At 56.9% G+C, this 11,459-nt stretch carries 11 protein-coding genes; 2 read left to right on the top strand and 9 right to left on the bottom strand.

Features of this window, described 5'->3' with window-relative positions:
- Positions 1–23 precede the first annotated feature (23 nt).
- Complete coding sequence (locus HNQ50_RS15110; protein ID WP_184102028.1) at positions 24–1,520, top strand: hypothetical protein; 1,497 nt, start codon at positions 24–26, stop codon at positions 1,518–1,520.
- A gap of 4 nt (positions 1,521–1,524) precedes the next feature.
- On the opposite strand, the gene HNQ50_RS15105 is transcribed toward HNQ50_RS15110, so the two are convergent.
- The 6 genes from HNQ50_RS15105 to HNQ50_RS15080 form a co-directional block, all read right to left on the bottom strand.
- Positions 1,525–1,905, bottom strand: coding sequence for a GtrA family protein (locus HNQ50_RS15105; RefSeq protein WP_184102027.1), 381 nt, complete (start codon positions 1,903–1,905; stop codon positions 1,525–1,527).
- A 52-nt stretch (positions 1,906–1,957) separates the two neighbouring features.
- A complete protein-coding gene (locus HNQ50_RS15100) occupies positions 1,958–3,919 on the bottom strand; it encodes an NAD-dependent epimerase/dehydratase family protein (protein ID WP_184102026.1) in 1,962 nt (653 codons plus the stop codon).
- 297 nt (positions 3,920–4,216) lie between these two features.
- Positions 4,217–5,170, bottom strand: coding sequence for a class I SAM-dependent methyltransferase (locus tag HNQ50_RS15095; protein WP_184102025.1), 954 nt, complete (start codon positions 5,168–5,170; stop codon positions 4,217–4,219).
- Between the two features lie 84 nt (positions 5,171–5,254).
- Positions 5,255–6,028 carry a class I SAM-dependent methyltransferase gene (locus HNQ50_RS15090; protein WP_184102024.1) on the bottom strand — a complete coding sequence of 258 codons (774 nt, stop codon included), beginning with the start codon at positions 6,026–6,028 and terminating at the stop codon, positions 5,255–5,257.
- A gap of 66 nt (positions 6,029–6,094) precedes the next feature.
- Entirely contained in the window at positions 6,095–7,000 is a 906-nt protein-coding gene (locus tag HNQ50_RS15085; RefSeq protein ID WP_184102023.1) for a transketolase family protein, read from the bottom strand.
- Positions 6,997–7,785: a transketolase gene (locus HNQ50_RS15080; RefSeq protein ID WP_184102022.1), complete on the bottom strand. Its 789-nt coding sequence runs from the start codon at positions 7,783–7,785 to the stop codon at positions 6,997–6,999. Before HNQ50_RS15080 ends, HNQ50_RS15085 begins: the two co-directional genes overlap by 4 nt.
- Between HNQ50_RS15080 and HNQ50_RS15075 the strand changes: the two genes are divergently transcribed.
- Positions 7,784–7,966, top strand: a complete 183-nt coding sequence (locus tag HNQ50_RS15075) for a hypothetical protein (RefSeq protein WP_184102021.1) — start codon at positions 7,784–7,786, stop codon at positions 7,964–7,966. The genes HNQ50_RS15080 and HNQ50_RS15075 overlap by 2 nt on opposite strands.
- Positions 7,967–8,069: 103 nt before the next feature.
- Here HNQ50_RS15075 and cysN read toward each other — a convergent pair whose 3' ends face one another.
- The 3 genes from cysN to cysD form a co-directional block, all read right to left on the bottom strand.
- Positions 8,070–9,515, bottom strand: coding sequence for a sulfate adenylyltransferase subunit CysN (gene cysN, locus HNQ50_RS15070; RefSeq protein ID WP_184102020.1), 1,446 nt, complete (start codon positions 9,513–9,515; stop codon positions 8,070–8,072).
- A 26-nt stretch (positions 9,516–9,541) separates the two neighbouring features.
- Positions 9,542–9,841, bottom strand: coding sequence for a YciI family protein (locus tag HNQ50_RS15065; RefSeq protein WP_246428741.1), 300 nt, complete (start codon positions 9,839–9,841; stop codon positions 9,542–9,544).
- 121 nt (positions 9,842–9,962) lie between these two features.
- On the bottom strand, positions 9,963–10,889 hold the full coding sequence (gene cysD, locus HNQ50_RS15060; RefSeq protein ID WP_184102019.1) for a sulfate adenylyltransferase subunit CysD: 927 nt from the start codon (positions 10,887–10,889) through the stop codon (positions 9,963–9,965).
- Positions 10,890–11,459 lie beyond the last annotated feature (570 nt).

The raw sequence follows: 11,459 nt of genomic DNA, 5'->3' as shown, positions 1-11,459 counted from the left end.
AATCGCTCAAGCAGGTAACCGTTTTGTCCAGAATCCAACGCGTACTGACGACCCTGGTGGCCCTTTATCTGGCCACTCCGGTCGTACTTTTCCTGCTGACCTGGTTACAACCGGCCTGGGGCCTGCCACTGGGCGCTCTGACGGTGCTGGGTTCCTGGCTGGCCTGGCGCAATGCCAGCCCGGACCACGTTTTCGGTCAGCCCGGAGAGCCTGGTTTTACCCACTTGCAATGGCTTGCAATTGTCCTGGTGGCGTTGATCTGGTCGGCATTGGGCGGAGCCGGGCACCTTTTCTACGCCAACTATTTCGATTGGCATGTCCGCGATGCGCTGCTAATGGACCTTGCGCGCCACCTGGGTCCGATCGGCTTCAAGCTGTCTTCCCAGAATGCGGTCTGGCTGTTGCGCTGCCCGCTCGGCTATTTTCTGGTGCCCGCCCTGGCCGCAAAACTGTGGGGTGAACAGCTGGGTCAGCTGTTCTTGCTGGCCTGGACCTTCCTGGGGGTATTCCTGTTTCTCTCGCTGGCCGCCTCATTGCGTAGCGGCTGGCGTCACGTCACGCTGACCCTGTTGATCTTGCCCCTGTTTGGCGGGATGGACTGGCTAGGCGGCTGGATACTTGCCCATCCGCTGCCGCTATTTTCTACCGTACATCTGCAATGGTGGGCGGGGCTATTTCAGTACTCCTCGGCCTCCACCCAGCTTTTCTGGGTCCCCAATCATGCTTTGCCGGGGTGGTTACTGGCAGCATGTCTTTACCTGCATTGGCATAACCCGAAAGCCATACGCACGATTCCGTGGTGGATTGCGGTAATGCCACTGTGGTCTCCGCTAACCACAATCGGCGTCATTCCGTTGCTGGCTGTCTGGTTCTTCAAACATGTCCGGCACAACCAGGCCACCCTGTTTGCGGGTGCCGGTGTTGCACTTTGCCTGCTGCCCCCTGCAATACTGTGCGCAGCTTATCTGACGATGGATTCTGCCGGCGTACCCAGCAACTGGACGATGCAGGCGCTGCCCTTCGCGCAATGGTTACGCCTGTATGGTGCTTTCATCTCGCTGGAGTTTGGCATCCTGTGGGTGCTGTTGCTGCGCACACGCCGCGAAGCGTTGTTACTCACTTCGGGCATCATCTTGCTTGTGCTGCCGCTATACCGGCTTGGGCTGGCCAATGATCTGGCCATGCGGGCATCGATTGCCCCGCTGATCATTCTGGCCCTGTACGCTGTGGAACGGCTGGGCAATAGCACAGCGAACGGTGTGGCGCACAAAAAGGGCCATCATTTGCTGATCGCCGTGCTTTGTCTTGGCGCGATCACCGGCTTGCATGAAATTGCACGGGCGCTCGTTCTGCCCAGATGGAATTCCCCGCCATATGCCAATACATTTGTTGAGACTAGCGGTGTAGCCCATTATTTTGCGCGCATTGATAACGGCTTTTTATCTACAAAACTGGCACCTGGCACCATCATTCAACTGCAGATACAGCCAGTCAACGCTGCGAAAGCAGCTGCGCATTAATGTCTTAACGCGGACCTGAGTCGTGCCCGGTCCGCACCACAAAAACAAAACGCGACATCAATACGTACGACAGCACGACCAGGGGCGGGGTCAGAATCACTTGTGCCGGCAAGGCCCCCCAATGCGGAACCAGCCAGTGCATTGACAATAAATTGATCCCGTAAACCATCAGGTAGGCCAGTACAAAGCGTGGCAGCCGGCGTGCGTCCAGGCTACGAAACACCAGTCCACCAGTCGTGAAGAAATTGAAAACGATGCCGGACAAATTGCCGATCAAGATCGCCAGCCAGACCGCCGCCCCCAGCTTGAACGCCCCAATGTAGACCAGCAGGCCAAAGAGTGTATTGAGGCCGCCGACAAACAGGAATTTGATAAACCGATACAACGTTCAACCCCACACCGCCCTGTCCCCGGACACGCCGGGGCCAGGTGACTGATTAGCGGATAAGCTCAGCGCCCACTTTCGTGCTCTTGCCGTGACGGATCAACGACTCCCGGATCAACCGTGGGCGACCTTTGACCTCGACCATAATCTTGGCGATGTACTCCCCCACGAGGCCAATCGCAAAGAGATTCAATGAGCCGAACATCAAGATGGAAATCAACAGCGTGGTGATACCACGCGGCGCGATGTCCGGTACCAGCAGGCGCAGCAATGCGACAATGACTGCTGCCACGGTCGACAGTGCCAGCGCGGCCAAGCCTCCGGTGGTCAACATGGTCAGGGGCACATTGCTGAACGAGAAAATGCCTTTCTTTGCCCAGTCGATATTCTTGATCAAATTATTGGTTGATACGCCGAACATGCGCTCTGGCCTGACGTAGTCCACCCCGGTTTGCTTGAAACCCACATAGGCGCGCAAGCCGCGCAAGAACAGATCACGCTCTGTGCAATTGAGCAGCCAGAACACCACGCGCCGGTCAATCAGCGAAAAATCGCCAGCATCCAGCGGGATTTTCACATAGCTGAAGGCGGCAAACACGCGGTAGAACGACTTGTACATCAAGCCCCAATGCCACGGCATATCACGCTTGATGCGTCGCCCATAGACTACGTCAAACCCTTCCTCCCACTTGCGGTAAAAGTCTTCGATCAACTCAGGCGGGTCTTGCAGGTCGCCATCGAGCAACACCACTGCGTCCTTGCTTGATAACTCCATCCCGCTGCGGAAGGCCATTTGTGACCCGAAGTTACGGGCATGGGTAATACCAATGACTTTGGGATCTTCCTCGCTGATCCGGCGGATGACTTCTGCGCTGTCATCAGGACTACCGTCATTCACAAAAATGATCTCGTAATCGATCCCGATCTTCTGGAAAGTCCGGGTTAGCCGTTCATGCATGAACGGGATTGCCTGGGCATCCTTGTAACAGGCGATGATGGCTGAGACGCTGCGGCGCGACCGGATGGTCGCCATCTTGCTGCCCGTGGCAAATTGCTCTTGGGTCAGCGTCTTTAACCAGTCGCCCATGCGCTGCAGGCCCACGCGCAGGGGCGTGCCGGCCTTCCAGCCGATCAGTTTGTCAGCCAGCGATGGGTCCGCATACCAGTCTGGCAAATCCCATGACCGGCCTTGCATGGTGCCAAACCGCGGCTCCGCATTCACCGCAAATTGCGTCACAACTTCCTGGGCCAGTTCGGCAATCGTGGTCTTGGTCCCCGAGCCAATATTGAGACTTTCGCCGTAGAGCACGGGGTTCATTTTGGCCGCGGCCAGAATAAAGGCCTCACAGGCATCATCAACATAGACAAAGTCGCGGGAGGTTCTGGCATCGACAAAGTCGGGCAAGGTACCACGCAATGCGTGATTGACCACATTGGGCATCAAACGCGAGGTGTCCTCCAGCGGGCCATAAATGGAATACAGCCGCAAATTAACGCACGGAAATTGCTTGTGCTTGCCCATATAGGCAAGAAAGCTGGCCGTCGCAATTTTCGAAACAGAATAATCGCTGTTAGGCTTACCAGGGTCATGCTCAGCGGGTGCAGCGCTATTGGTTCCGTATTCGGAAGAACTGCCAGCATGAATGAAAGCCGAGATATTGCGCTCGGCCAGCAGTTTGACCAGATTGGTCACTGCCAGGAAATTGGTTTCATAAACCAGATGCGCATCCTTTTCAAAGGAATACGCACCATAAGCGATACAGTCAAAAACAGTTTGCGGATCAACCGTATTAATCAAATGGCGCACGGCAGCCATGTCGTTCATATTGGCTGCTGCAATCTTCTCGTCGGGCACATTGGCCAGGCGCCAGTTCTTTGATTGTTGCACCACGCCAATCACATCGGGCCTGACGCGCAAGATCATGCGCAACAGATTGGCACCAATGAAACCTGAGGCCCCTGCCACAAGAATCGGGCCTTTAAGGGACTGGATATACTGATCTGATACCGACATGACCGGGTGTTCCATGCTCATTTTTTGCCAACGACCCATCGTGGCAAAACGGGATTACAAACAAGCCCATCTGGAAAAACGGGCATCCAGCACGTATCTGCTGCCAGCGGATGCTGGCCTGACTCATTCAGGCTGAAAACGTTTCTGTTTGATATGTACTTAGTGGGTGCTCTGGCGCGCAAACCGCAGGGCCAGGCAACAGCGGGTTATATCACATCGCTTATGGTCCTGTTGCCACCGCAAAAACCAATAGCCCGGCCCTGTATTTCACCGCGCAGGTGGCGTCGCAAAATTCTTTCAGGGCTTCCTGGCGACGACCATCAAATTGCCGACATTCATGGCAATCTTGTGATCGGCCAGGCCCGTACGTTTAATCAACTTGTCCACCGCTGTCCGCAATCCACCGGGTAATGGCAGCAACTTGCACCAGTATTCCAGGCGATAGCGATTACGGAAACTCTGGCAATCCACCTGCACAAAGCCCGCTTTGTTGAACAATGTCGTGACACTGCGGCTGGAGAAAAGCTGCAAATGTTCAATATCAACTATGGGTGAGCGACGACCCAGAATCCTGTTATTCCAGGCGCGCCAGTCGTGTACCACAACGACCATCACGCCCCCGGGTTTAAGCAGGCCGTAGCATGCATTGACCAATGCCGCCGGATCATGCACGTGCTCCAGGGTCATGAAGCATGAAATCAGTGCGAACTGTTCCGAAGCAAAACTGGCGGGATCAAACAAACCCATACGAATGGATGGCCGGATATCCTCATCGGCGGCGCTGATAGCGGCTGGCGAAGGCTCTATGCCAACCAACCCCGTAAATCCGCGTTGCGCCATCTGCTGCAAGAAGGTCCCCGTACCGGTTCCAATGTCCAGAACGCCATCCTTGTCCGTCACCGTCGCCAGCGCGGACTCCAGCGTCAGCGCGTAAGACGCCGCAGCGTCCCGCGCTTCTTCACTCGAGTCAAACTGGGCCTCATGGTAAGCCTCGCCAGTCTCTGCCGCGTCCCCGGATTCGCAGGCGTAAACCACGTCGCAACGCAAGCAGCGCACCAGTTCATGAGACATGAACTCCGGTACTTTGCGCGAGGCAAACGAGAGCGCGTTCAAACGCGCCGGATCTATGTTTCTGGGCGTAAACAGCTTGCTTTCCTGTTTACCTGCTCCACATACCGGGCAGGTGCGCGGTACCAGCTTGCTGCGAGCCGGGGCATTCAGTGCGCCAGTTATTTGTTCAACAGATGACATGATTATTGCTTTCCTGATTGCCTGGCGAGGGTACGTGTTAATTTGAGTCCGTTTTGAACGGAATAGATATAAACGCCTGCAGACTCACGGGCGCTTTGCGCGCCGGGCTTTGACAAAATACCCCAACGGATCTTCCTTGCCGCCCGCGCCCAAGGCCAGAGATGCATGCGCAGCCAGCATGAAGCCGGCGGTCAGCACACCACACAACAACCCTGGCACCCAACTCCACAGCAGCGTTTTTTTTCTTGCCGGGCGCAACAACCGTACGGTCAGTACGAGCAACTTGTTGGCAATCACACAAACGTCGTTGCCACGCTCTTCGATCACGATCTCGGTAAACCCCGCCTGATCAAGCAAGGCGTGCAAACGTTCCGGAGTAAATCGGTGGTAGTCATGCGGAATATGATGGCGACGCGCGGACCAGGGTACCGTGAGTAGCAGCGTGGCGGAGTCTTTCAGGACGCGCGCCAGTTCGGCTATCAGCGCCTCCGGGACCGGCACATGCTCCAGTACTTCGCTGCAAAATGCGGCATCAAAGTGGGCATCGGCAAAGGGGATGGTGTTGCCATCGTAGTAAATAACATCACTACCAGCCCGGCTCATGCCAAATTCATCGGCGTTTTCAACATCAATACCCACATAGCGCGCGTGCACAGGCAACCACTCCCGCCAGGGCGACTGGCCGGCACCGACATCCAGCACGGTGCCGGACAACTGCCCTAGCGCCGGCTGCAGTACTGAGCACACGGTATCAAGCTGCAAATCAAAAAACCGGCGGATTCTGAAAAGGATGGGGTTCTTTGACGGGGGTTGAATGGCAACGGGCTGGAATTGCTCAAGCGGTAATTGTTTTGCCATGGCAAAGGCTGTTCAATTTTTCAGGTACATCAATAGGTATCAGCGCGCGAGAAATGATCCCGCTGATCAGTTTTCAAGCAGCGCCAGCAAGGTTTTTGCATCCAGACCGGATTGTTCCCGCAGCCAGCTTTGCGAGCCATAGCGTTCATAGTGGTGTGCTTTGGCAAACAGATGTGTCAGGCGTGCAGCAACACCCTGCCCCAGCAAGCACATCGCTAGTTGCGAGCCCACGCCACCTTGCTGCACATGTTCTTCAGCCACGACGATGCGCCCAGTGCGCTTGATCGAGGCCAGCAATGCCGCAGGCAACGCGTCAGACACCACCGGCAGTTCTGCCAGCGCCCACAAGGCCGGACGGCTTCCCTGCGGCAGGTTCTGGATTGCCGCAATATAAGTGCCTGCCAGTGGGCCGACTGCAACGACCGGCGGACCATCGCCCTCAACCAGCAAACGCCAGGTACTGTAATCAGGTACGCTCCAGCCCGCGGGGGGCTCACCGCGGCCTAACCGCAGATAGGCAGGGCCAGCCGTGTAGTCGCCGGCCAGGTCAATGACGGCCGGCACATCTTCATCAAACACCGGCACGAAGACCTTCATTGCCGGGAGGGTCAGCAGGATACCGTAGTCTTCAATGGCGTGATGAGTTGGCCCCATGACGCCGTAGCCATAGCCGCCGCCGTTGCCTACCAGCTTCACCGGCAGCTTGTGGAATGCGACATCGTTGCGGATCTGTTCAAAGGGGCGCGCGTAACAAAACGGCGCAATGCTGTAGGCCCAGACATCCAGCCCCAGACGGGCCATACCGGCAGCCACAGTCACCATGTTCTGTTCGGCCACACCGGCGTTGATAAAACGCTCGGCCAGGCGCTCCTGCAGGGGTTCCAGCGCCATAAAGCCTAGATCGCCCGTCAGGAACACCATCTCCGGGCTTTGCGCCCGGGCCAGCAAAGCATCGCAAAATTGTTTTCTCATCGCGCTGACAACTCCTCACGCGCCTGTGCGTAACGCTCTGGATTCAACGGCAGGTAATGCCATTCCATGCGGTTTTCCATAAACGAAACACCGTGGCCTTTGGTGGTGTCCAGCACCAGTATCCGTGGCCGGCCGTTCGTGGGGGTGGCCAGGGCACTGCGGATGGCGGCAAGGTCATGCCCTGGGGCCGGGATGATCTCGGCAGCGAAACCCGCCAGACGTTCTGTGAGGGGTGCCATCGAGGCGACATCGGTCGTATTGCCAAACCCTTGCAAGCGATTGTGGTCCACCAGCACCGTCAGGTTGCCCAGTTTCTGGTGGCAGGCAAAAATCAGTGCTTCCCAGGTGGAGCCTTCTTGCCACTCGCCATCTGACATCAGGCAAAACACATGACCCGGCTTTTTTTGCAGCCGCAATCCAAGGGCAGTGCCAGCAGCCAGCGATAAACCGTGCCCGAGGCTGCCGGTTGCAAACGGGATATCTGCAATACCGTGCGCCGGCGGATGCCCTGGTAACAGCGTATTGTCCTTGTGGAAAGTCTTCAGTTGCTCATCAGCAATCCGGCCAACACTCCACAAGGCAATATAGAGCGCGCCCGCCGCATGTCCTTTGGACAGGACAAAATGATCCTCTGCGCCGATATATTCCCGAAAAAGCACGGCCATGGCATCCATCGCAGAAAGATTGCCGCCGATATGCCCCACTCCGCTTTCAAAGTGCATTTGCACAAGACGCAGCCGAATTTCCCGCAGGCGGGCCGGATTGAGTTCAGGAAGTGCTGTCATGGGTACTTTATTACTTGAAATGACTTATGGAACGACCAGTTTTGCCTGCTTTGGCGGACGGACAGCTCACCCATTGCAGCGCAATACAGCGAAAGGTATCACGAAGCTCAAAATACAGTCTGTCTGGCTTACAAACGTCGGTAAACAAGCAACAGCAGGAAGGCAATGGGGCTGCTGCTGAAGTCCGTCACCGGTGGCCGGCACGATTGGGCGGATTTAGCTGAGTACAAAACAAAACTGGCCGCATGAGCGCGGCCAGTTTTGTACTCCTGCAGATACCAGGTTCAGAGCCCGGAAATATCCTTCGCGCCCCAGTGCGGGAAGTACTTGCGTACAAGGCCATTCATTTCTACCTCAAACGCACGCAGACGCTCCAGTTCGCTCATGCTGGCGATGGCGTCATCGACCTGTTCTGCGGCCGCTTCTGCAGCACCTACGATCATGCCGGCAGCCGCTGTAGCGTTAGTCAATCGGTCAATGATGATGAAACCGCCAGTGCCACGGCACAGCGTGTAGGCATCGAAGACTACCGGCGCAGTGGTATCAATGGTGACAAGGGCGATCTCGTTCAGCCCCAGTTTTTCTGCCGGGCTGTGCGCCAGGGTGTTGACGTCAATGCGGTGGCGGATTGTGCGCACGCGACCATAGACACTCTTGCCGGCCAGTTTGAACTGGTATTCCTTGCCGGCCTGCAGCGGGGATTCGTTCATCCAGACCACGTGGGCGTCGAAGGACTGGCTGACCTGGGGTTGCACATCGCCGGCACGGATCAGCATATCGCCACGGCTGACGTCGATTTCGTCTTCAAGCGTGAGGGTAATGGCCTGACCGGCATAGGCAATCGCCTGGTCGCCTTCAAAGGTGACAATCGCTTTGACCTTGCTGGCTTTACCCGATGGCAGCGCCAGCACGGTTTCACCTGGCATGATCTGGCCAGCGGCGATCGTGCCGCAGAAACCACGGAAATCCAGGTTGGGGCGGTTGACGTACTGCACTGGCAGGCGGAAGGCGTCCAGCCGCGCGTCGCGGGTGATCTCGACGGACTCCAGCAAGTTCATCAGCGTGCCGCCTTCGTACCACGGCGTGCGCTCGCTGGCACTGACGACATTGTCGCCACGCAGGGCAGAGATTGGCACGAAGCGGATGTCAGCGATATCCAGCTGATTGGCAAAGGTCAGGTATTCGTTGCGGATTTCATTGAAGCGCGCTTCAGAGAAGTCCACGAGGTCCATCTTGTTGACGGCGACCAGCACGTGCTTGATCCCCAGCAGCGACACAATATAGCTGTGGCGGCGGGTTTGGGTCTGCACGCCGTAGCGGGCGTCAATCAGGATGATGGCCAGATCGCAGGTCGATGCGCCGGTGGCCATGTTGCGGGTGTACTGCTCGTGCCCCGGGCAATCGGCAATGATGAATTTGCGCTTGTCGGTGCTGAAGTAGCGGTAGGCCACGTCGATGGTAATGCCTTGCTCGCGCTCGGCTTGCAGACCGTCGACCAGCAACGCCAGATCGATCTCTTCATCGGTGGTGTTGTACTTTTTGCTGTCTTTGGCGATGGCGGCCAGCTGATCTTCAAAGATCAGCTTGGAGTCATGCAGCAGGCGGCCGATCAGCGTGGATTTGCCGTCGTCGACGTTGCCACAGGTGATAAAGCGCAGCAGGTCCTTGTTTTCGTGCTGTTTCAGGTAGCCGAGGATGTCGCTGGCGATCAGGTCAGATTGGTGAGACATGGTTTATCCAGTAATTCTGTGACGCATCATGCGGTCAAAAACGAGAGCGACTGCGCGGCGCGCGTCGGCAAAAATTCAATCACGCGGTAACGGGCCGCGCCGGCAATGGCAAAGGGGTCATCCATGGCAATGGCTTCGATGGCGTCGCGTGAACTGGCCCGCGCCAGGATCACACCACCCGTGCGCGGCTCTTGCCGGCCGGAAAGCAAAAATACGCCACTGGCGTAGTGCTTTTCCAGAAAGGCAATGTGTGCCGGAATCAGTGCATCGATTTCTTCCATCGAGCGCACGTATTCGAGCAGCAAGACAAAGGTAGCCATGGCCATGAACGGTCCCAAGTTTAGTTGAGCGGTGCCTGCGGCCCGGTGGGCAAGGCATGCGAAACGCAGACAGTACAACCAGTACGGCAAGTGAGCATAACGCTGACCACCGGGTTGCAGGCGCCGCTCAGAAGTAGCCTTCCATTTTTTTCTTCTCCATGGAACCGGAGGAGTCATGGTCAATCACCCGGCCCTGGCGCTCACTGGTTTTGGTCAGCAGCATTTCCTGGATGATCTCGGCCAGACTCTGGGCGTGCGACTCTACGGCGCCGGTCAGCGGGTAGCAGCCCAGCGTTCTGAAACGCACCCACTTGGTCTCGATACTGGCTTTCTGTTCTGGCGTCAGATATTGCAGGATACGATCATCGTCGATCATCACCAGCGTGCCATTCAGGTCCACCACCGGGCGTTCGGCCGCAAAGTACAGCGGGACGATCTCGATGTTTTCCAGGAAGATGTATTGCCAGATGTCCAGCTCAGTCCAGTTGGAGAGCGGGAACACGCGGATGGACTCACCCTTGTCGATGCGCGAGTTATAGATATTCCACAGTTCCGGGCGCTGGTTCTTCGGGTCCCAGCGATGATTCTTGTCGCGGAAGGAGTACACGCGCTCTTTGGCGCGGGACTTTTCTTCGTCGCGGCGCGCGCCACCAAAGGCGGCATCGAAACCGTATTTATCCAGCGCCTGTTTCAGACCCTGGGTTTTCATCACGTCGGTGTGCTTGGCGCTGCCGGCGGTGAACGGGTTGATGCCGGCTTTGACGCCTTCTTCGTTCACGTAGGTAATCAGGTTCCAGCCTTCTTCCCGCTGCTTTTCACGCAGTTTGTACATTTCCTGGAATTTCCAGGTGGTGTCCACGTGCATGAGCGGGAACGGCGGCTTGCCAGGGAAAAACGCCTTCCGGGCCAGATGCAGCATGACGGCGGAGTCTTTGCCGATGGAATAGAGCATCACCGGGTTTTCGAATTCGGCGGCCACTTCGCGGATGATGTGGATCGACTCGGCTTCCAGTTGCTTGAGGTGAGTCAGCCTCGCTTCGCTAATGCCTGTCATTGCTGCTTGCTATACCTGAGTGGATTTGCGCATGGGCGCTGTTCTGGGTGCATCGCGGACGCAAAAAGCCCGCTACGACACGGTAAGCGGCTGAATGTACCGGAACGACTGGTATCAAGAAAGATTCAATCGTTATAACGATATGGAAATGCCGCTGCAGAGGGCGTCGTTGCTGGGTTTGGGTGTTTTGTGGCTAGCGCCGTATATCGGACTATGACGCGCGATCATTGTCGTGCCCTGATCACTTGCGAGCGAACGAGGACCTGTGGAGAGCAGTAAACCATTCATGCGAACAGAGGGTTTGCGGGTTTGGTGTTGCTGTTGCTTTTGACCTGCCTCCCCTCCGGCAGCGCCGAGCACCGCAGTGAGGGCCGGGGTTTCGGCGTAAGGGTGTTTGAGCGAAGCGAGTTCCTGGAGCCAGCCGGCCCTCACGAGAAGCGCAGGGAACCCGAAGGGCGCTGTCGCAGGGTCGCCTTTCTTTTGGTTACTTTTCTTTGGCGAAGCAAAGAAAAGTAACGTGCTCCGGCCACCGCCGGCATCAAAACCACCGCGCCGCCAGCCACTAAAAAC

The organism is Silvimonas terrae (assembly GCF_014202765.1).
In the GTDB taxonomy this organism is placed as follows: Bacteria; Pseudomonadota; Gammaproteobacteria; order Burkholderiales; family Chitinibacteraceae; genus Silvimonas; species Silvimonas terrae.
Note: the sequence above shows the minus strand (reverse complement) of the source record. Positions and strands in the feature narration are given on the sequence as shown.